Here is a 19,937-nt window from a genome sequence, read left to right on the forward strand (position 1 = left end):
CCTTTCTGTACCTCAGAAGGGGTGCAGCGTGTTGTGGTGAAACGCCGCTTCAGCCTGACGGGAATGCGTGAAGCTCCTGTGCTGGTGGCCATCTCCGAGGAAGTTCCCAGGCGCCGTCCCGTACGGGTGGAGTCCTGCCGTACCAGCGCGGTCCATGCTGCTGCCCTGCGAGACTTGTCCGCACTACCTCAGGGCGAGCGGCAGGACGGACGACAGATGGGCATCACGGCAGATGGCCCCTTCGGCGCTTACACCGAAGAGGCCGAGTTCTTCGACGAGCTGCCCGACGGCGAGCTTGACGAGTATCTCCGGCCGTTCGAGGCCGGGCTGCTGATGGCGGCCGGCCGCATGCTGGCCGTCTGCGCCTACCGCGACGCTGGCGACTACGCCGACCGCCCCTTCGACCGCGGCGAGAAAGACGCCGCTGCCACGGTGCTGAACCTGCTGCCCGAGACGTGCGACGGCCAGGGCCACGCCTTCCGCCGGGATGTGGCGCGAGCCTTCTGGGACCTGGCCGACGACCTCGCGGCGGGGCGCGCCCCGCTACCGCGCTGCCAGGTCGAGACCTGGGCCCTTACGACCATGCTGGATGCAGCGCCCCGGATGTGTGCCGCCGACGACGAGGAACTGACCGTGCTCGGCGTGCCCATCCCCTCGGACACGGGCGAATCCTCCTACCGGGCACCGTACTTCGAGGAAGAAGCCTGGGCGTTCGTCATCGAGGACGCGAAGTACACCATCCCCGAGGCCCAACCGCCTGTCGCCGCCGAGGAGACAGCGGACGATGCCGAGGAGGCCGACGCGGTTCCGGAGCCCGAGGGCGGCTGGGACGCTCCCGCCTACTGGTTCTCCCCTTACAGCATCACCCGCCCCCGCGACGCCGAGCGAGGCCACCCGGGCTGGTCCGAAACTCCGGAGCAGAGCCCTGCACCATCGGGACTGGCCAGCACCGAGCGGGCAGCGCACCTGCTGGGCCTGGGCGATGACTTCGACCCATGGGAGGCGGCAGAGAGCGATGTCCTGCGCCCTCGGGTGCGGACGATGGCGGACACGCTGACTCCGCTGGCGGCCAGGCTGCTGACGGTGGCCGCCGAGAAGGTGGGCGAGCGTGGCTGGCATGACCTGCTCGCACACGGCGACCGGGTCTTCGCACGCCCCGACGCGGAGGAGGATGCCTGGGAGCTGGAGGAGTCCTTCCTCCTCCAGCTGCCGCCGCTGTGCGACGGCCAGTCCGCCGCCTGGCGCCTGGCCATGGTGCGGGCCGTGGAGAACCTGGCCGATGACCTGCGCTGCGGACGTGCCCCGCTGCCCACCTGCACCGCCGAGGAACTCGCGTTCCATCTGATCCTGTCCGAGGCCCGGACGGTCCTGGACTACCTTGACGAGGACGATGAATACGCCCACGCCGTGGGCCTGCCAGCTGGCGGCCAGTTCATCGTCCGCCACCGCACCTTCGACCATTGGCGGGAAGCCTTCTTGCAGGACGAAGACGTCCTGTTCCACTACGACCAGGCCCTCGCCGGCGTCGCCTCTGACCCCGACCACCCGGCAAGCCAGCAACTCGGCACCGGAGACCTGCGCCCCCGCGCCTGGTTCGACCCCTTCGGTAACATCCGCCCCCGCCTTCCTCGCCCCCTGACCGACCAGCACCGCGCACGCCTCGCCGAAGCGAATCCCGACGTCTTCTTCGCCAGCACCCCGGCCCTGGCCAAGCTCACCATCCCGTCCGCCGAGGCGGACACGGCCACCGTGCTGCCCGACGGGCTCCGCGACGAGTTCGAGCACTTCACCGGCCTGGCCCAGCGCCGATTCTTCGACGAGCCCTGCGCCATCGCGATGGCCGCAAGTCTGGACCGTCTACTTACTCGCCTCTTTGACACCGACACCGTGGTGCCCTTCAACATCTGGCCGCTCAACCCCCGCGCCAGCGCCGTCAAGACCGGGCTGCTGCTCGTCGACCCCGACCTCTGCCTTCAGGGTTACACCCGCACCTGGCGCCTGAGCGCCGACCGCACGGACCGCGAGGCACGCGAGTGGGCCGTCGACCTCCTTGAGGACGGCGCCAAGTACATCCTGGCCAACTACGGGCAGACCGCCATGGACTTCCTTCGAGGCGGCCCGACCACCGCGCCCCTGGACCACCACCTCTACGACGTGCTGCCCGCTCGCCTGCGCGAACTCGCACGGGACCTCACCACAGCCGGCCTGCTGCGCCACCGCACCCGCCACCTTGGCATGAGCAGCGCCCAGCTCGCCGAGGAAGCCATCCTCCCCGAACCCCTGGTCACGGCCTGGCTCGACGGTGCCCCCGTCACACCCTCCCAGCTCCTGCGCTGCGCCCCGGCCCTGCAACTGTCCGAGGACGTCCTGCTCGCCGCGCTGGAGGGCAAGCGAGACACGGCGTACTGGCCGCTGCCTGTTCCGCCGCCGGACGAGCAGGGCCGCCCCGAGTGACCAAGTGTGGATAGGCGCATCGGACGCCCCCGCAGGGCCACTCCACTCTCGTAAGTCCAGAGGTCGTACGACGGGGAATCGCGGACACGGCTTCGCGCAAGCCTCCAACGCCGTGGCCTGCGGCGACTGGATCGGGCTGAGTTCGATGTCGGCGGACAGTAGTTCGCCGGGGGCAGACAGGAAAGATCGCGGAAAGACTGGCCAACGCGGGCGGAGGCATGTCAACGTAGACGACCTTGCAAGAAACCCCAGGTCAGAGAGGTGATTGCCCGTGAGCATAGCGCCCGTGGGCCCCGGTTTCTCTACCACCGTCGAAGCCCTGCGGCTGCGCGAGTGGCAACTCGGCCCCGGCCAGCCCACGCTCGTCATGGACCAGTTCTCCGCAGAGGACTTCCACTTGATTGTGGACGACCGCGCGGACGTGCACGTCAGCTCGAAGGACGGTCGCTTCTACCTCGGCTGGTTCCCGCTCGGCCGCCCCGGCACGCACGGCGAGGGATGGAAGATCGCCGTCACCGGCACGGCCAAGGTGCGTGGTTACCACCTGTCGTTCGACACCGAGACGCCGGCCGACATCGTCGCCGCCGCCGTGGCGCGCGTGCTGGAGACCTCACGTCGCGTACGACAGCCAAGCGCCCATGAGTAGCCCTCGCTCTGGCGGCCGGCTGGCCGGCTGTCGGGCTTCCGCCCCTTTCATCGCTCACCGTTTCCCCTCACCCCAGGAGGCTGTTCGTGACGTCCTCGGAGATGACCGTCGGTGATCTCATCGACCTGCTGTCCGCCTGCGACCGGGATGCTCCGGTCCGCCAGGCCATGAACCCCTTCTTTCCGATGGCGCACCGCCTGGCGCAGGTCGTGCAGTCCGTGGACGAGACCGGCCGCACCGTCGTCTACCTCGCCGAGGGGCGGGACGAGGACGCACAGCTCGGCCATTTGCCGCCCGAGGTCGCCGTCGCCCTGACCTGGCAGGGCCCCGTCCAGCCGCCCCCGCGCCGCCCCCGCCGCAGTGCCGGCGGCAACTAGACCCGCACCGAGCCCTTGGAGGCGCCCCTGTACCCCGACTTCCCGCTCGCCCCGTCCACTCCGCCCGGAGGCCAGCCCGCGTTCTGGGTCGGTCCTCGGCATCTGGCCGGTGACGATGGGCGCCTCTACGACACCGTCGCCGACACGCTCGCCGGCCTGGGCTGGACGAGCCTGACGATCGTCCGCGGACGGCACGAGCCCGACGAGGCGCCGGAGGACCGCCAGGTCCTGCGCAGTACCGTCCTGCACATCAGCCCCGACACCCTCCGATGGGCCCAGTGGAGCCTGGCGGACGAGCCGTTCCACCTGGGAGATTTGCCGATCGCCTGGCAGATCTCCGCCCGCGCCGAGACGAGCACCCCGCTCGCTCAATGGTCGGCCTACTTCACCCCCGATGTCCCCGGCGAGGCCGTGGCCGACTTCCTCGTTGCGCTCGACGCCCGAGACCAGCCCGCCGTGCCGCTCGCTGGCCCCGAGCTGGTCCTCGACGCCGTCGCCGCACACGGTTGGCTCCGCGACATCGACCAGCCCCACGTGGCAGCGACGGACCCGACGTTCACCTCGCACATCAGCCTCGGCGAGGTACCGCCCCTCATCCAGGACGTCGACCCGCGCGCCCTGACGACCGAGGCCGACGAGGCGGGACCGGTCGGATGGCAGGCATGGGCCGAGCCTGCGCTCGGCGCACCCTGCCTATGGGCGGCCTCCTTCGGTTCCAGCGTCCCGCATGACCTCGTGGCAGCCTTCGCCGCCTCCCTCAGCTCGACCGCACCGGTCCTGCGCCGGGTGCTGCCCGAGGCCACCCGGGAGCGACTGCTGCGGGCGCCGGCCTAGCGACGGCGCCCTTCAGCCAGACGGAAGAAGCCCGGTCCTCCCGAATGAGGGCTGGGCTTCTGGCATTTCCCTCCGGGGCTCGGGCGAGCCATCGAGTCGGAGGAGGGCGACCCGGGCGACGAGTACAAGGTGTTGGGCCCATCGATGATCGCCTCCGGTCCCAAGGCGGGGAGGTGGGGTGAAGTGAGGTCTGCTCGGTGTAGCGGTGGGGATTTCTCACGTGGTAGCGCCAGCGTCTCAAGCGGGGCAAAGTGGCCACGCTTTGGCGTAGCGGTGCCGCTCAACATGTGGTAAGCGGTGGCCCGTTGAAGTGGGGCAAGGCGGCCACGTTTTGGCGTAGTGGTGCCACATTCCTGTGCGGCTGAATAGCGATATGCCTCGAACCGAAGAGAAGCAGCAGCCAGCCCTTGAACTCCGTTGCGGTGGAGTGCACGTCATCGTTCAACGCATCTCGCCCTGGCTGGTGGCAGCCGTCGTCACGGCCTTCGTCACGACGATGGGGGGTGGACTCGCAGCATGGTTCACGTCCCGTTAAGAACCTTCCGCACCGTGCAGCGGGGCGAGCCGCACAGCACTGCTGCCCTCGACCATCTTGGTCGGGGGCAGAGTGTGTCGGGTCGGTCAGCTGGCTGCCGTGGCCTTGGTGAGGGCCTTGTCGAGGTGGTGGTCGACGAGGGCCGGGGAGCCGGAGACGATCAGCAGCAGGCTGCCGTCGCGGATCGCGGTCTGCTTGACCACGGTGCTCCGTCCTCCGGTGGAGAACGTCAGGAGCTGGCTCCACTGCTCGTCACCGAGGCCGTGGGGTGTCGGCAGCTTCTGCGAGGCCATGTCGATCGGGGTGCCGCCCGCGACGACCTGATAGGTCGGGCAGCCGGTCATGGCGTCGAAGATCCGGCCGATGCCGTCGGACAGTTTATCCGCGCTGTCGCTGTACAGCTCCTCCGAGATCTCCGAGGAGCTGCCGCCGTAGGTGAAGGTCGCCTTGGCCTTGTGCGTGAAGGTGAGTGTGCCGCCGGTCGCCGCGTCGCCGCCCAGCTCGCTCAGGGCCTGGCAGCCGATGACGGTGACGTCGTCGTGCTGGGTGGGGCGCTCTGGCTTGCGCAGGTAGCCGCTGCCGAGGTCGCTCTGGTCGAGCAGGCGCGTCTCCAGCGCGGCCGACGTGAGCGGAGCAGCCTGCTGGGCTGCGTCGGCCGGCTTCCCGCTACGGGCGGAGGCGGCGGTGCCGGGCTTGGTGTCGGTGGTGTCGGTGGAGCAGGCGGGCACGGCGAGGAAGGCGGCGGTGATGCCGAGGACGGTGGTGGCGACGCGAACGCGCATGACGGAACTGACCCCTTGGTGCTAGGCGACGGGTGGTCAGTTCGGGCCCGCGGGCCCGGTGGGGTCGTAGGAGTGGTGGTCAGTGCCCGAGGTGGCGCAGGCAGTCCTCGAACGTGGCGTGCGTCGCGTCCGCCGGCCCGGAGTTCCGGTTGTACCAGGCGGTGTCGAGGCGGGTCTCCTGCTGCTGGTGTCCGGCCCGGCAGCGCAGCCAGATCTGGCCGCCGGTGGAGAGGATGAGCCAGTCCCGGTACGCGCCGCACGCGGCACAGGCGACCATCTCACCGTCGAGGACGAGCGGCTGCTTCCACGGCATCATCTTGCCGTCGAGCTGGTCGTGGCTGGGCACCCGCAGCTCCGGCGGAAGGAAGTCGTCCACCACAGTGGTCGGCGCGGAGCGCTCCGCCTCGGCCGGCGGCACCCCGAACCCGGGCGGGACCTGGTTCTGCAGCCGCGCATGCAGCTCGGCGAACTGGCGTTGTGCCTCGCTGGGCTGCTTGGTCCGGCGGCGTATTCGGTGAAACACCCTGGAGTCCTCCTTCGCCTCGTCCTGCTCGCTTCATGATCGTGCCCTACGCCCCCGGCCGTTTCAATTCACAAAGTCCACAGTCGCCTTCGCGCAGGTCACAAGGGATCTCCTCGCTCGGGGCAGGGGATGACGAGTTGGCCACGGAGCGTGTCTCCGAACGGCGGGGCGACGTTCCCAGGGTGTGCCCGAACGCACCTCGTGCTCTCCGGCCGTCCACCTTCGCGGCGCCTGCTGGCTCGACTCGGGACACCTGCGCCACTCCCTTCCCTCCTGTGTGCGCACCCGTGCTCGCGCTCCGCAGCGTGGGCCCGCACGCCGCCGGGGGCCGTCGTGGCGTACGGCCATGCCGTGGGCCGCGAGCGCGGTGGTGGCGGTGTCCTTGCTCTCGGTGGTGCGCTGAGACTGCACTCAGGCACTCGGCATACTCACCGGGTCTTGCCCGATGTCTCCTCCCCACTGCGGCGCCGGCGGGGCGAGTTGGGGCGGGTCGCCGTTCTGGGCGTCGAGGACCCACGGCGCCCTGTGGTGCCGTTCTCGGACTGGATCGAGGAGTCGGCGGGCAGATCGGCCGTCCGCCGCAGCCGCCATACCAGCACGTCGCTCACCGAGTCCGCGGTGTCGAGTTCGCGGCGCCCTGCGGCGTCGGACAGGATGGCGGCCGGGTCGTGGCCGGCGGCTTCGGCGTCCGCGATGGTCGCGGCCAGGGCGTACCAGCCGGGCTCGGCGAGGATCTGCTCGGCGAGTTGGGGCAGCGTTTCGCGCAGCAGCACGGTCTGCCGCTGGAGCACCGGCCGGCTCAGACGTCGGCCTCGCTGGTAGAGCACCCCGAGCGGCTGGGCGGCGGCGGCCTGGTAGGCGGTGCGCAGGTGCTCGGCGGCCTGGGCGGCGGCTTCGGCCTGCTGGGCGTGGCCCTTTCTCGCGTGCCAGTGGGCGGCGGCGGTGATGAGGAAGAACAGCATGTCGATCGCCATCGCGGTGGTGGCACCGTCCTCACCGCGGCCGAGGGCGGGCCCTCCGTGGACGAGGTCGCGGGCGGCCTGCCGCAGCGCGCGGTCGTGCCCGCGTACGGCGCGTACGTGGGAGCGTGAGGCCCGCTCGAACGCTGTTGCGGCGTCTCGCAGTTCGCGGCGGGTGTGTGCGGCGGAGGTCTTCGCGAGCGCGTCCAGGACCTCGCCGGCGGCGGCGATGTGGGCGGCGGCGACCGCGTCGTCGCCGTGCTCGACGATGAGCACGGCGTGCCACGCGGCCGATGCCGTCCTGCGGCGGGCGGAGGCCGGGGTGCCGGGCCCCGTACGGACCGTGTCCTCCTGCCGTGGAGTCGGATCGGTCCCGGTGTCGCCGGACCAGCGCTCCCGGATGCGGGGCAGCGACAGGTCGGGGGCGAGGCGCGCGCCGGGGTAGAACACCGGCTCGCCGTCCTTGTTGAGGTCGTCGGGGAGGGCGACCTTGTATCCGAGGAGGTCTCCGGAGGGCGCGGCGCGCTTACGGATCAGGAGGCCGGCGGCGGCGAGCCGGTCGAAGAACTCCTCGTCACTCCTCGTACCGGACACCGCGCGCCGTACCGATTCGCGCAGCTCCTCGCGGGCGGTGCGCTCGCGACCCTGGCGTTCGGCCTTGTGCCGTTCGGCACTGGTGGGCCGCTGTGCGGCGGTGCCGTCGCCGGGGGCGACCTGCCGGAGCCCGAGTTCCTTCTCGATGAGACGGGCTTCGGCCTGCGCCCGTTTACCGGATCGGTGGTGGTCGGGGCGTCGGCCGTCTTCGCGCACGAGGGTGGCAACGATGTGGATGTGGTCGTCAGCGTGCCGCACGGCGGCCCAGCGGCAGCCCGCGCCGTCGCGCGGGTCGATCCCTGTGGCGGCGACGATGCGACGCGCGATGTCCGCCCACTGGTCGTCGGTCAGGATCGGGTCGTTGGGCGCAGCACGCACCGAGCAGTGCCACACGTGCTTGTCGGGGCGTTGATCCGCGGCAAGGAGATGGAGGGGCTGGTCGAGCAGCTGCCCGAGATCCTTTTTGGTAGCTGTCGCATCGCGTCCGGGGTCAGGCGACATGCCGTCGAAGGAGGCGACGAGATGTGGATCGACGTGTTCCTCGTGGGTTCCCTTGCCGTAGAGGTAGTACAGCAGGCCCAGGGTGTGGCTGCCCTGCTTGTGGACCTGTGGAATCAAGGTGCCTCGTCTGCCTGCCGGTTGGCTACCTTGTCGGCAGCCATCCTCACCGCGTCGGCCGCTCGGTGGACGTCGGCCAACACCTGGGTCAGCTGGGGAACGTCACCGCCGGAGTTGAGGATCTTGGCTGCTTGATTGAGGTTGCTGCCGGCCCAGCCGAGCTGCCGCCTCATCGCGAACAGTTCGGTGAGCACGTCGCGTTCGGTGGCGATGGCGACGGCGGTACGGGACTGGTCACGGGCCATGGCTAGCCCGGCGTAGGCGAGGAACCCCGCCACGCTCATACCGGCGGCGTCTGCTCCGGCCTGGATGAGAGCGAGTTCGGACGGGTTGAGGCGGACGCTGTGCGCGCGACGCTGCTTCTTGTCACGAGGACGCGCTCGCCCCTTCGGCCGCCCCTTGTGGGCGGCTTTTGGCTGCGATCCGCCCTCGGTCGCAGCCTTCCCGACTGGCGCCCCCTGGTGCCAGTCGGGCCCCGCCACCCCAGGGGCGGGGACGGGTTCGGACACTGCCCCCTCGGGGGAGTGTCCGAACCTCCATCTTGCTCGCCCCGAGACTGAGTTGGAGTCGCGAGCAGGTTCCGGGGTGTTGCCGTTCCGGGTGGGGTTCGTCATCGGATTTCGGGCCTCATGGTTCGGGTGCGGTGCTGGATGGTCGCCGCCAGCGCGACGACGTCGGCCGGTCCCAGGAGGACGCGGACGGGTCCGTCGGGCCGGTCCTGGACGAGCCACTGGCCGGTCGGCGCGAGGACGGCGGCGTGCAGGAGCCGCCGGCGGACCAGGACGTCCGCCCAGGCGCGGGCCTCGGCGACGGTGGGCTCGGAAGAGCGAGAGGGACGCGAAATCACTACGTGTCTCCTGGAGCGGGGCGGTGGCCCGGCACGGAGCCGGGCCACCCCTTGGGGATAGGGGCGTTGAGCTGGGGTTTTGTCGTTCAGCCGCACTCGGGGCAGCGCCCGACGTGGCTGTTGAGCGCCCGGGCCATCCGCTGCTTCGTCGAGGCAGCCTGCTTTGCGCTGGACTTCGCCGCCGACCTGCCCTCGTGCCGCTTGGAGTGGGCGAGCATGAAGCCGATCTCCCGCTCGTACTCCGCACGGACGGTGTCGAACTGGTGGCAGGTCTTCATCGGGCGGTGCTCCTTGTCTTCGTGGTGTCGTCGCTCCGCAGTTCCTGGAGGACGAGGCTCAGCCGGTCGTTCCGGCCGCCCTTCAGGCCCTCGCGGCGGAGGATCTCCCGCAGCTGGACCCGGGTGACGGACTCGTTGCCGTCCCGTTCGAGCAGGGCGGGGACGTGGGGGCGGACCTGCTGGACGAGCTGGTCCACCGACTGCTCCAGCTCGCGTGGCGGGCGCTGTGTCTGCGGGGTGCGGGACCGGCCGCGCTTCCCCTTGTTCTTCGTCCTGGTCTTCGTGGTCGTCCGCCGGAGGGGGGCCTTGTGTCCCCGGTCTCCGGTGGGTTCGGTCCCCGTGTCGGTGTCGGTCGGTCCCCGGTCTCCGGTGGGTTCGGTCCCCGTGTCGGTGTCGGTCGGTCCCCGGTCTCCGGTGGGTTCGGTCCCCGTGTCGGTGTCGGTCGGTCCCCGGTCTCCGGTGGGTTCGGTCCCCGTGTCGGTGTCGGTCGGTCCCCGGTCTCCGGTGGGTTCGGTCCCCGTGTCGGTGTCGGTCGGTCCCCGGTCTCCGGTGGGTTCGGTCCCCGACTCGGCGGCGTTCGGTCCCCGACGCGACTCAGGGCCCCGAGCAGGAACTTCTCGCGTCAGGCGCTCGGTCCTCACGCCTCGGGCGTCCCCCTCCGAGGCTTCAGGATTGGCGGGACCGGTCCCCGGGACCGCGCCTGCTTCTGGCGCCTCGGTCCCCACCCCGGTCCCCGCGTTCTCGCCTTCGGTCCCCGCGCCTGCTGCCGTCGCCTTAGAGTCCGCAATCTCGGGGACCGGTCCCCTCGGTCCCCGGTCCCCGTCCGACTCGTCGGGACCGGCTACGGGGACCGGCGCCTTCGAGACCGACTGCGAGGGGACCGTGGCTGCCGTTGGGGTGCTGTGCACCGGGGACCAGGGCGAGGGCAGCGGGACTGTAGCGAGCGCGAGTGCGTGCCGGCGGGCGGCGAGCTGATCGAGTAGCTGCGCACGCTGGAGGGGGTCGGTGCCGACCGAAGCCCTGCCGACCGCCTTCGACAGGCGCCGCGTGAGCCGCAGGCCGCGCCAGCTCCGCTGCTGCTCGGGTGTGCGCTCGGCGAGGCGGGCGGCGAGGGCGACCGCGCGGGTGGTGGCCCGGTCCCGGGTGATCTGCGCGGCGTCACGGTCTCGCGCGGCGATGCCGAGGCGGGACAGGAGCCGCTCGCGTGCCTCCCTGCCCAGGACGGCGATCAGTCCGTGGGAGGCGGCGCCCGGGGTGCGGAGGCGCAGCTCGATCCCCATGGCGAGGTGCCACAGCATCGCCGCCATGACCGGCCCGACGAAGGCCCGGACCGTGCCGCCGATTGGACCGCTCTCGGCGTAGGCGGGGATCACCTGCACTCCGGTGATCACCCAGACCAGGGTGCCCGGCAGACCAGGAGCACCCTGAGTGGCCAGGTTCTGGCGTGCCATCAGCGCGGTCGCGAAGAGCGCCAGCTCGGCCGCGGCGAACATGCCGGCCCGCTCGGCGGTGCCGGCCATGTCGAGGAAGTCGGCCGCGAAGCGCCATGAGGTGTCGGCGCTGTAGGCGGTGCAGCCGAGGGCAGCAAGGGCAGCGACCTTGACCGCCGGACCGCCGAGACGTTTCTGCGGGCGTGTACCCCGGCGCCGGATCGTCCAGGCGACCAGCACCAGCACCAGCACCAGCACGAGGGCGGCGGGCACGCCGGCGGCGAGGAGGAGAGGGAGGTCCGGAGCAGCGCTGAGGGCCAGGACGGGGTGGGTCATGCGGCCTTTCCGAGAGAGGCGTGCGCCGGAGTCGACACTGCCGGGCGGGCTACCGGCTGCTGTGCGCCGGGTGCAGCGGGGGCGGGGCTGCCTGCTGCCGGAGTGGTCTTCTTCCGCTTCTTCTTGGGCCGCGGCACGCCGTAGGAGCGGTCGCGGTCGAAGACCTTGTTGGCCGCCTGCCGCAGCAGGTCTCGGGCGTGCTTGTGGCTGATCTGCAGGGCTGTGGCGAGCCGGTCGGGCCGCCAGCCGCGTACGTAGGCGTGGTCGATGACGACCTGCCGCTCGGCCTCGGTCAGGTGCACGTCGCGACCCTGGAAGAAGGCCGTTACGCGCCGGTAGTCGAGACGCTGGGGCAGTCCGTCGTGCAGGGGGCGCCGCTCGGCTTCGGTGAGGCCGCCCCAGATCCCCTCCTTGAGGACGTTCTCCAGGGCGAAGTCGAGGCAGTCGCGGCGAACCGGGCACCAGCCGCACAGCTCCTTCGCCTCCGCGATGTCCTCGTGATCCCGGGGCCCGGGGAAGAAGACGGCATCGGCGTCCTCGACGTCCATGCCATGGCAGGCGCCGCGGGTGTGCCAGCTGGTGTCTCCGATGCCGCGCAGGCCGGTGGCCGGCGCGTCGTGGGTGGTGATGTGGCGCAAGGCGATCTCCGATGTGCTGCCGCGTCGGACGGCCGGGGCGATGCTCGGCGGGCGCGGCGTCGGGTGCCGGCTGCGCCGCGCGGGCGTGCCGCAGCCGGGGCGGGACGGTGATGTTGGGAGGCGCTGCATCGGACGGGATGCACGCGCCGGATGCGCCGGTCAGGCCATGGCGGGCTGTTGAGCCTGCTCGTTCTGCTGGGCGGTGGCGAGGTCGAGGCGGCCGGGGTGTGGGGTGGCGCGCGGGGCAGTTCCGCGTACCCCGTCGTCGGGGCCGATCCGGCGGCGGCGACACGGCTCGCCGGGCTGGGCCAGGCACCACTCGCAGCGAACGCTCAGGGCGTCGGGCAGCCCCTGCGCGACGGCGGCCTCGCGGGCTGCTCGGGCGGGCCGGTAGGGCGCGAGGGCTGCACGGGCGGCGGGCGGTATGCAGGAGCCGATCTCCCGCAGCCGCGCCTCCAGCTTCGGGTCGATTCCGTCGCGACCGCTGGTGATCGCGCGGGCCTGCGCGGGCTGCGCGGTGCCGGCGGCGACGGCGCGGCGCGTGCCGACCAGCTCGGCGGTCCACGCGGCCTGGTCGTCCGGGTCGACGGACGGCGTGGGATCGGTGTGCCGGGCCAGGCGGTCGCGCCGGTAGCTCTCCCAGGGACGGGCGACGTCCGCGGGCAGGATCTGGTACGGCGAGGTGCGGATGTGCTGGCGGGCGGCGACGCGGGCGTCCCAGCCGTGCGGCGTGGCCATCGGCACGTCGCCGACCAGCTCGTGCCACTGGGCGAGCTGATCGCGGGCCTCGCCCTGGTCGGTGCGGATGGTGCGGGGGTCGAGTCGGCCGATGTAGGCCAGCAGGGCGGCGGTTTCGCGGCGGTCCATGGTCAGCCCTCCGTTCCGGTCGGCTCGTCGAGGGCGGCGAGAAGGGCAGCGGTGTGGGCCTCGGCCCGCGTCATGCCGCCCGGCTGAGCGGGGCCCTTGCCGGGCACGGCGTGGAGGTTCGGGCGACCCGGGGCGTGCTCTCGGGCAACCCAGGAGCGCCAGTCGGCAGCCCAGGCGTCCGCCGCTCTCGGCTTGAAGTCGGCGCGGTGGGCCCGCCACTTCGCGTCGGCTGCCTGCAGGCCCTGCTCGCCGAGGCGGTCGAGGTGTCCCTGCTGGCGGGCCCAGGTGTGGGTGGCTGGGTCGACCTGCCACCCGGCAGCCGTGATGACGGCAGCACCACCACTGCTGTACCTACGGTTCAAATCCGGTTCTCTACGGTTCTGTGTGCCGGATTCCGGTACATCGCTGTGCCGGTTTCCGGTACGTCGACGTGCCGGTTTCCGTCGGGACCTGCCGGATTCCGGTACTGCCGGTTTCCGGACCCTCGCGGGGGATTCCGGCACCTCACGGGGGCGGATTCCGCACCGCCGCAGGGCCGAGATCCGGAGCGCTGGGGTGGCCTCGGGCCCCTCAGCCGGCGCCTGGCTGGCTTCCTCGTCCTCGGCGGTCTCTGCCACGGCCTTGGCGGCGAGGGGGAGGCGATAGACGGTGCTGCGCTGCGGGCCGGTGAGGTCGTCGAGCTCCTCCAGCTCACCGGCGTCGACCAGGCGGTCGATGGCCTCGCGCACCGTGGAGACGGAAGCGCGCGTGCGCTTGGCCAGGCTCGACAGCGAGGCCCAGGAAACGCACTGCTCGTCGGCCACCCGGTCGGCGATCGACAGCAGGACCAGACGCGCGTTCCCCCGGCTGGAGCTGTGCTCCCACACCCACTCGCGGGCCTCGCTGCTCATCGGCCGCTCCCGATGAGCAGGCGGGGCCGGCGGCCCGCCGGGGCCGGGACGGTGTGTTCCGGCTCGGAGTGCTGAGGCGCCGAGGCGGAGGTGGCTGCCGCGCAGGCCAGGCGGAAGGGCCTTTTGCGCAGGGCAGGAGGCATGCAAGAATCCCCTTTGCAGTGTTGCCACGCTGACGCGCCCCTTGGAAGGACTCAGCGTGGTGATGGTGGGCAACCTCCGCCCTTGCCGGGGCGGGTATGCCGCTTAGCGTTCGGCGTCCGTGAGTTCTGCTCTCGGGCGCCGTCGCTGTATTACGGGACCTTCTCGGTCCGGTCCGTGCTTGCTGGCTCCTCACGTCCGTTATCGCGGGCGGGCTGCCCGGGGACGACGAACATACGCACGGACCCGTGTCAAGATCCAGACTTGGTTCTTAAACTCTGTACTGGTTGCAGAGAGTCACCGCATAGTCTGCCGACGGAGCCATCTGCGGGACTCGGCGCGGGCCACCCTCTGGCGTCGAGCAGCACCGTTGCCGCGGTTGTCTCGAACGCCGAGAGCGTGCCCTTGTGTCCGAATTGGAGCGGGTGTCTGGTATTTCCCGCAGCGGAAAAGCGATGTGAATGAGGTGCTTCCACTGTCGCCTCCACGCTTTCCGGTCGAAGATCAAAGTCTTGTGCGCCAGACGTGACGTATGTCGCTGGGTAAATGTGGCTCGCGCCACGTCGCCCGGCATACTCCTGCCGGTAGAAACGGACAGGCCGACCTGAAACAGGCGGTGCGCGCCACACAGAAACGTGCTGGCGAGGGAGAACTTTTCATACGCGGGATCGGCTCGTCAACTGGTGTTTATGGCGGAGTAGGGTGGTTAAAGTGACGACGAAGTCCACCCAGGAAAGGATCATGAAAGATTCCGCCGAAGGTCAGGTGAACCCCAAGGGGCTCATGGACCGCCTAAACCGCTTGTTCGACACGGTGCACCCGCCCGATCGGGGCCCCTTCAGCAACGCTGAAGTGGCCGAACTGATGGAGAAGCGGGGGCTGGGCAAGCTGTCGGCCCAGTACCTGTGGCTCCTGCGGACGGGGCAGCGCGATAACCCGACGAAGCGTCATCTTGAAGCGCTCGCAGGGTTTTTCGGTGTGGATCCCGCCTATTGGTTCGATGATGCTGTCGCCGAAAAGACCGTGCAGGAGCTTGAGTTGCTCGCGCTGCTTCGTGACGCGAAGATCAAGAACGTTCTTCTTCGTCTATCCGACGTATCCGCAGACGGAAAGGATGCCGTCCTGGGGATCGTCGAGAGTGTACGAAAATCCGAGGGGCTGCCGCCCTCAACTGGCGTGTAACACGGCCCTAGTTCAGTAAGTGATCAAGGAAAATTAATGTGGTCTGCACGTAGGCTCCGCCGGCCTGACCTCCTGGCCGAGCTGAAGCTCCCGCACGTCACCAATATCCGCGATCTCAGCGACGAGATCTCTCGCCGCACGGGACGGACGGTGGTCCTAGAGCCCCGGGAGCAGGCGCCCTCGGTGTGCGGGGCCTGCGCCGTCACGGAGAGTGCCGTCCACGTGTTCTACGACCCCTGGACCAGCTCCCTGCACCAAGACCACATCATCGCCCACGAGTTCAGTCACCTCCTGCTAGGCCACCACGAGAACCGACCGGTGTCCGCGCTGGCCCCGGCCTTCATCACCAGCGTGGACCCGGCCATCGTGCAGATGATGCTGGGGCGCACCAAGTACGACGAGGACGAGGAGCGGGACACCGAACTCCTCGCTTCGCTGCTCCAGCGCCGGATCATCGACCGGTGGCTGCGCAGCGACGAGCCCTCCGGAGATGAAGTGCAGGACCGGGTCACACACACGCTCCTGCGCCGGCGGGAGGCCCGGTCGTGAAGGACCTGCTCCATCCGATCAGCCTCGTCGTCGCCACGCTCGGCTTCCTCTGCCTCCTGCGGGACGTGCCGACCCGCCGCCGAGACCCCGCCTCCACCGCGCTGGCCGCCGTCTTCCTGCTGTCAGGACTGTCGTTCCTGTTCTCCATCACGCCGATGTGGAACTACCTCGACCGCGTCCTCGGCACCGTCAACCTCTCCGTGCCCCTCGCGCAAGGCTGCGTGGTCGCCCTCTTGGCCTGCCAGCAGGTGGTCCTCACCTACTGGGGATCCCCGCCCGAGACCGCCCGCCGACGCAGTCGCCGGTGGCTCGGGGCCGGCTTCGCAGTGATCGCCGGGCTGCTGGTGCTGTTCGCCCTGCTGACGCCCAGCGCGCCCCGTCCGACCGACTTCACGCTGTACTACGCGCACGACGACTGGTACGCCGCGTACCTCACCCTGTACGTCACGGCCTACACCATCGGGGAGTTGTTCCTCGCCCGCGCCTGCTGGCGCCTGGCCCGCCGCAGCACCCGCGGGTCTGTCCGCTACGGCCTGCGCATCGTCGCCCTCGGCGCCACCGTCACACTCGGATACAGCGCGGTCCGCATCGGCAACGTCATCGCCGGCGCCTTCGACACCTCCCTCGCTGGCTGGGAGGGCTTCGCCTGGACCTGCGGCGATGTCGGCGCCATGCTCACGCTCATCGGCTGGCTCGTACCCACCATCAGCGACCAGGCCCAGAGCGTCCAGTACCGGATCAAGCAGTACCGCAGCTACTACGGCCTGCGTCCCCTGTGGCTGGCGTTCTACAGCGAAGCGCCCGAGATCGAGCTTCCGATCGACCGAGTCGACCCGGCCCAGAGGCGCCGCTTCCGCCGCATCTCGATCCGGCTCTACCGCCGAGCAGTCGAAATCCGGGACGGCCGGTTCGTGATCCGCCAGTACCTCGATGCCGCAGTACGCGAGGCCAGCGAAGCCCACCACCGGGCCCGAGGGCTTCACGGCCAGGAGCTGTCGGCCGCCGTCACGGCCGACCAGATCCTCGCCGGAATCGCCGCCAGGGCCGAAGGCGCCCGCCCTGCGCCCGACCAGCTCACCGAATTCGCCGACTCCGAACGCCAGACCAGCCGGCCCATGGACGACATCGACGCTCTCCTCGATGTCGCTCGCCACCTTCGCCAGCCCGCACGAGCCCCCCACCTTGAGCGAGTCTCCGCATGACGACCGATCTCACCCACCAACCGGCTCACGTCCAGCTCCAGGCCCTGGACCGTCACGAGATCTCCAGCCGCGAGCTGCTCGACCTTCACCTCGACCGGATCGACGCCAGCCACGTCAACGCCGTTATCACCCGCGACGACGAGGCGGCCCAGGCCGCCGCACAAGCGGCAGACGAACGCCGCGCCCGCAACGAGAGCAGGGGGGCCCTCGACGGCCTTCCCCTCACGATCAAGGACAGCTTCGAGACGGCCGGCCTGCGCACTACCAGCGGCGCCGAGGACCTGGCGGATCACGTACCCGCACGTGACGCCGACGCGGTCGCCCGTCTTCGCTATCAAGGCGCCGTGATCATGGGCAAGACCAACACCCCGGCGTACTGCCAGGACCTGCACACGGACAACAGCCTGTTCGGGCCCACACTCAACCCGCATGACCCCAAGCGCACCGCCGGCGGTTCCTCCGGCGGCCCCGCCGCCGCAGTCGCCGCCCACCTGACCCCCGCCGACCTCGGCAGCGACCTCGCCGGCTCACTTCGGCTTCCGGCTCATTACTGCGGCATCTACGGCCTGCGCCCCACGCACGGACTCATCCCGGCCCGCGGCCACATCCCCCGCCCGCCGGGATGGATCACCAGCAGCGACATGGTCACCCCCGGCCCCCTGGCACGCCACCCCCGAGACCTCGACCTGCTCCTCGACGCGCTGACGACACCGTCACCCAAAGAGAACAGCCCCTGGCGCGTCAACCTGCCCACGGCGCGCCGTGCAGTCGGCCAGCTCCGTGTGGCGGTGTGGGCCGAGGATGCGCGCTGCCCCGTCGACCGCGAAACGGCCGATGTTCTCGCCACCGTCGAGCAGGCACTGGCCTCCGCCGGAACGAACGTCCGCCGCACTGTGGGGCCGGTCGGCTTCACCGACTCTCTCCGCCTCTTCGAGCAGCTCCTCCACGCCACCGCGACGGCCGCCACCGACGACGACGCGGCTGCGGCCGAACTCGCAGCAGCGCGTGACCTGCACGAGGATGACGCGAGCCCACGGGCCACCTTCCTCCGCCACCGAACGCAGCCACACCGCGCCTGGCTCCGCGCCAACGAGGAGCGCCTCCAGTTTCGAGGGACGTGGCACCGGTTCTTCGCCGACGCCGAGCACGATGTCCTCATCACCCCCGCCGCTCCCACCGCGGCGATCCCGGCCGGCACCCGCTCTCTCATGGTCGACGGCGTCGAGCGGAGCTTCTTCGACCAGACCGGCTGGGCCAACCTCACCAGCCACGTCGGCCTGCCCAGCCTCGTCATGCCTGTTGCGCGAAACGCGGACGGCCTCCCGATCGGCGTCCAACTCGTGGGGCCGACTTACTCGGACCGGAACTTGCTCGCACTGGCTGAAGATCTGGCGTCGCTTCTTGGAGGGACGGCCGGGGGAATCTGATGTCCGCTGGCTTCGCGAATGGTTTCGTCCACGCGTCGCGTTCGGAGCGGAGCCACAGGCCGTGGTCGAGGACGACTGATCGGCCTGCTTGGAGGTGCTGGACGAGTTGCGCGGGCACAGCTGCGACGACGGGCGCTTCCCGCCAGACCGACCGGGCCACGCACCGGGCGGGCGGCGGGCTGGCCGGTGCCGCTTGCCATGGCCGCCCCGGCAGCCGGCGGACTGGGCGCGCTGCCAGGATCAGCAGGTTGACCCGGTTGCGGGCGTAGTCGGTCAGGAAGCGGCGCACCAGCAGCGGACCGGTTCCTCGTACGGCGGCGGTCTTCGGGGTTATTTCGGTACCGTCCTGCCGTCGCGTAGTTGCAGGATGCGGTCGAAGCGCTGCTCGTCGGTGACGAAGTGACTGATGATCAGCACTGAGCGGCCCGACTGGCGGCGCTGGGCGACCAGGTCCCAGAAGCGCAGATAGGTGTCGAAGTCGAAGCCGGCGTACGGCTCGTCGAGCAGCAGCACCTCCGGGTCGGCCAACAGCGCCAGGGCGAGGTTCAGCTTGGACAGGGTGCCGCCGGACAGCTGGTCGGCGCGGGTGGTGGCGTAGCGCTCGAAGCCGAGCTCCGTGTAGAGCGCGCTGCGGGAGCGCCGGGCGGCCTCGTCGCCTTCCCCCGGCAGGTCCCATGTGTCGCGGTCGGCCGCATCCCTCGCGGCAGGGCTTCGCGAGTGCGGCTGGCACGAGACCTGTACCACCGGAGCCGGGCGCGTCGCCTCCCGCGATTCCGAAAGACCTCCACGAGTACGTACTGACCGACGGCCCGGGCGCTGACATGCGGGTACTCCTAGCCCGGTCCGACAGCCGGGTCGCCGTTCTCGCGGCCTCCACCACAGCCGCGTTCGACCAGCGCATCCGGACAGCCGTCCGATCAGTGTCTGGACCACGCGCTGCTCGGCGACGGTGCCACGGCCCGGCCGACGGATCCGGCGCGGCACTGCTGAGCATCAGGACATGCCTGGCATGCCCTCCATGTCCTCGGACGAACCGGAGCCGTCCGAGGACATCGCGGCCTTCTCACCGGCGGGCGTGACCGCGTACCACTTGCTGTCCTTGGCCTGGCCCTTCATCTCACCGGCCTTGGCATCGCCCATGTAGCGGTACAGCGGCCGACCGGCGAGGGTGAGCTGCTTCATTCCGTCCGACCGGTCCACCGAGCCGACGAGGCTCTGCTCCACGCCCATCGCCTTGACGGAGTCCTGCGCCATCACCGGCATCCAGGTCTTCGCGCAGTCACCGGTACACATCGACTTGGACGGGGACGCTTGGTCCATCTCGTAGCGATAGAGGGTCATCCCCTTGTCGTCGGTGACGAAGGTGCCCATGCCCTCCATCTCCTCGGTCATCAGCATGGAGGTGGTGGCCATGCCCATGCCGTCCGCATCCCCGTTGCCGGCCGGGGCGGAGGACGTGGGGGCCGAGGAGGCCGCGGCGCCGGAGTCCGTACTGGAGGAACTGTCCCCGGAGCTGCCGCACGCGGTCAGGAGGAGTGCGGAGGTGACGCCTGCGGCTGCGGCCAGGACAACACGTTGCCGGATCACGGAGGTTCCCTTCACTGAGCCCAGTTTCTACTTACTCACTTAGTACGTCGGATCTCAGTGGACCGTTCAGTCACGGACGCCTCACATCACAAAGCCTTGCCCGCCGGCACACGGCCGTCGGGCAAGGCTCTCGTCAGGTGCGTGGTGGTCAGAAGGCATCCGCTTCCCGTACTTGATCGATTGATTGTGGCCGGTCCGGCATGAACTCCGTTCGTCGGCGGGAGAGTTCGGGAGGTTGGTC

Annotated in this window: 20 protein-coding genes; 8 read left to right on the forward strand and 12 right to left on the reverse strand. The window is 70.4% G+C overall.

What is annotated here, in order from left to right:
- The first annotated feature begins 174 nt into the window (after positions 1-174).
- From AOQ37_RS40750 to AOQ37_RS03550, 4 genes are all read left to right on the forward strand, one after another.
- A complete protein-coding gene (locus tag AOQ37_RS40750) occupies positions 175-2,454 on the forward strand; it encodes a hypothetical protein (protein ID WP_199824932.1) in 2,280 nt (759 codons plus the stop codon).
- Positions 2,455-2,725: 271 nt separating this feature from the next.
- On the forward strand, positions 2,726-3,100 hold the full coding sequence (locus AOQ37_RS03540) for an SPDY domain-containing protein (RefSeq protein WP_062640960.1): 375 nt from the start codon (positions 2,726-2,728) through the stop codon (positions 3,098-3,100).
- Positions 3,101-3,186: 86 nt separating this feature from the next.
- Positions 3,187-3,477, forward strand: a complete 291-nt coding sequence (locus AOQ37_RS03545; RefSeq protein WP_033306504.1) for a hypothetical protein — start codon at positions 3,187-3,189, stop codon at positions 3,475-3,477.
- 15 nt (positions 3,478-3,492) lie between these two features.
- Positions 3,493-4,311 carry an SPDY domain-containing protein gene (locus AOQ37_RS03550; protein WP_062640962.1) on the forward strand — a complete coding sequence of 273 codons (819 nt, stop codon included), beginning with the start codon at positions 3,493-3,495 and terminating at the stop codon, positions 4,309-4,311.
- A gap of 621 nt (positions 4,312-4,932) precedes the next feature.
- Here AOQ37_RS03550 and AOQ37_RS03555 read toward each other — a convergent pair.
- The 10 genes from AOQ37_RS03555 to AOQ37_RS03600 all read right to left on the reverse strand — a co-directional run bounded on the left by AOQ37_RS03555 (position 4,933) and on the right by AOQ37_RS03600 (position 13,608).
- Positions 4,933-5,628, reverse strand: a complete 696-nt coding sequence (locus AOQ37_RS03555) for a hypothetical protein (RefSeq protein WP_062640964.1) — start codon at positions 5,626-5,628, stop codon at positions 4,933-4,935.
- A gap of 79 nt (positions 5,629-5,707) precedes the next feature.
- Positions 5,708-6,151, reverse strand: a complete 444-nt coding sequence (locus AOQ37_RS03560; RefSeq protein WP_062640966.1) for a hypothetical protein — start codon at positions 6,149-6,151, stop codon at positions 5,708-5,710.
- 428 nt (positions 6,152-6,579) lie between these two features.
- Positions 6,580-8,322: a relaxase/mobilization nuclease domain-containing protein gene (locus AOQ37_RS03565; protein WP_107085086.1), complete on the reverse strand. Its 1,743-nt coding sequence runs from the start codon at positions 8,320-8,322 to the stop codon at positions 6,580-6,582.
- The gene (locus tag AOQ37_RS42065) at positions 8,319-8,936 is read right to left on the reverse strand and encodes a plasmid mobilization protein (protein ID WP_374701471.1); all 618 of its coding nucleotides are present in this window, start codon (positions 8,934-8,936) and stop codon (positions 8,319-8,321) included. Before AOQ37_RS42065 ends, AOQ37_RS03565 begins: the two co-directional genes overlap by 4 nt.
- The gene (locus tag AOQ37_RS03575; protein ID WP_078889959.1) at positions 8,933-9,169 is read right to left on the reverse strand and encodes a hypothetical protein; all 237 of its coding nucleotides are present in this window, start codon (positions 9,167-9,169) and stop codon (positions 8,933-8,935) included. The genes AOQ37_RS42065 and AOQ37_RS03575 overlap by 4 nt, the downstream gene beginning before the upstream one ends.
- A gap of 86 nt (positions 9,170-9,255) precedes the next feature.
- Positions 9,256-9,447 carry a hypothetical protein gene (locus AOQ37_RS03580; protein WP_062640971.1) on the reverse strand — a complete coding sequence of 64 codons (192 nt, stop codon included), beginning with the start codon at positions 9,445-9,447 and terminating at the stop codon, positions 9,256-9,258.
- Positions 9,444-11,213, reverse strand: a complete 1,770-nt coding sequence (locus AOQ37_RS40290) for a collagen-like domain-containing protein (RefSeq protein ID WP_062640973.1) — start codon at positions 11,211-11,213, stop codon at positions 9,444-9,446. The genes AOQ37_RS03580 and AOQ37_RS40290 overlap by 4 nt, the downstream gene beginning before the upstream one ends.
- Positions 11,210-11,851 (reverse strand): WhiB family transcriptional regulator, encoded by a 642-nt coding sequence (locus AOQ37_RS03590; protein ID WP_062640975.1) that lies wholly within the window; start codon positions 11,849-11,851, stop codon positions 11,210-11,212. Before AOQ37_RS03590 ends, AOQ37_RS40290 begins: the two co-directional genes overlap by 4 nt.
- Before the next feature lie 159 nt (positions 11,852-12,010).
- Positions 12,011-12,718, reverse strand: coding sequence for a zinc finger domain-containing protein (locus AOQ37_RS03595; protein ID WP_062640977.1), 708 nt, complete (start codon positions 12,716-12,718; stop codon positions 12,011-12,013).
- Positions 12,719-12,720: 2 nt separating this feature from the next.
- On the reverse strand, positions 12,721-13,608 hold the full coding sequence (locus tag AOQ37_RS03600) for a helix-turn-helix domain-containing protein (RefSeq protein ID WP_062640979.1): 888 nt from the start codon (positions 13,606-13,608) through the stop codon (positions 12,721-12,723).
- A gap of 852 nt (positions 13,609-14,460) precedes the next feature.
- On the opposite strand from AOQ37_RS03600, the gene AOQ37_RS03605 reads away from it, so the two are divergent.
- The 4 genes from AOQ37_RS03605 to AOQ37_RS03620 are packed head-to-tail and all read left to right on the forward strand — an operon-like array spanning position 14,461 to position 18,109.
- Positions 14,461-14,931 carry an XRE family transcriptional regulator gene (locus tag AOQ37_RS03605; RefSeq protein ID WP_234436778.1) on the forward strand — a complete coding sequence of 157 codons (471 nt, stop codon included), beginning with the start codon at positions 14,461-14,463 and terminating at the stop codon, positions 14,929-14,931.
- A gap of 36 nt (positions 14,932-14,967) precedes the next feature.
- Positions 14,968-15,480, forward strand: a complete 513-nt coding sequence (locus AOQ37_RS41060; protein WP_234436779.1) for a hypothetical protein — start codon at positions 14,968-14,970, stop codon at positions 15,478-15,480.
- Positions 15,477-16,682, forward strand: coding sequence for an MAB_1171c family putative transporter (locus AOQ37_RS03615; protein WP_062640981.1), 1,206 nt, complete (start codon positions 15,477-15,479; stop codon positions 16,680-16,682). The genes AOQ37_RS41060 and AOQ37_RS03615 overlap by 4 nt, the downstream gene beginning before the upstream one ends.
- A complete protein-coding gene (locus tag AOQ37_RS03620; RefSeq protein ID WP_062640983.1) occupies positions 16,679-18,109 on the forward strand; it encodes an amidase family protein in 1,431 nt (476 codons plus the stop codon). The genes AOQ37_RS03615 and AOQ37_RS03620 overlap by 4 nt, the downstream gene beginning before the upstream one ends.
- A gap of 330 nt (positions 18,110-18,439) precedes the next feature.
- On the opposite strand, the gene AOQ37_RS03625 is transcribed toward AOQ37_RS03620, so the two are convergent.
- The gene (locus AOQ37_RS03625) at positions 18,440-18,853 is read right to left on the reverse strand and encodes an AAA family ATPase (RefSeq protein ID WP_078889960.1); all 414 of its coding nucleotides are present in this window, start codon (positions 18,851-18,853) and stop codon (positions 18,440-18,442) included.
- A gap of 249 nt (positions 18,854-19,102) precedes the next feature.
- Positions 19,103-19,696: a hypothetical protein gene (locus AOQ37_RS03630; protein WP_062640985.1), complete on the reverse strand. Its 594-nt coding sequence runs from the start codon at positions 19,694-19,696 to the stop codon at positions 19,103-19,105.
- Positions 19,697-19,937 lie beyond the last annotated feature (241 nt).

This window comes from Streptomyces maremycinicus, from assembly GCF_001184025.1.
In the GTDB taxonomy this organism is placed as follows: domain Bacteria; phylum Actinomycetota; class Actinomycetes; order Streptomycetales; family Streptomycetaceae; genus Streptomyces; species Streptomyces maremycinicus.

Bases quoted from the DNA above. Each gene is read 5' to 3' on its own strand.
- AOQ37_RS03555 (WP_062640964.1), bottom strand. From the start codon at position 5,628: ATGCGCGTTCGCGTCGCCACCACCGTCCTCGGCATCACCGCCGCCTTC.
- AOQ37_RS42065 (WP_374701471.1), bottom strand. From the start codon at position 8,936: ATGACGAACCCCACCCGGAACGGCAACACCCCGGAACCTGCTCGCGAC.
- AOQ37_RS40290 (WP_062640973.1), bottom strand. From the start codon at position 11,213: ATGACCCACCCCGTCCTGGCCCTCAGCGCTGCTCCGGACCTCCCTCTC.
- AOQ37_RS03620 (WP_062640983.1), top strand. From the start codon at position 16,679: ATGACGACCGATCTCACCCACCAACCGGCTCACGTCCAGCTCCAGGCC.
- AOQ37_RS41060 (WP_234436779.1), top strand. From the start codon at position 14,968: ATGTGGTCTGCACGTAGGCTCCGCCGGCCTGACCTCCTGGCCGAGCTG.
- AOQ37_RS03600 (WP_062640979.1), bottom strand. From the start codon at position 13,608: ATGAGCAGCGAGGCCCGCGAGTGGGTGTGGGAGCACAGCTCCAGCCGG.
- AOQ37_RS03595 (WP_062640977.1), bottom strand. From the start codon at position 12,718: ATGGACCGCCGCGAAACCGCCGCCCTGCTGGCCTACATCGGCCGACTC.
- AOQ37_RS03580 (WP_062640971.1), bottom strand. From the start codon at position 9,447: ATGAAGACCTGCCACCAGTTCGACACCGTCCGTGCGGAGTACGAGCGG.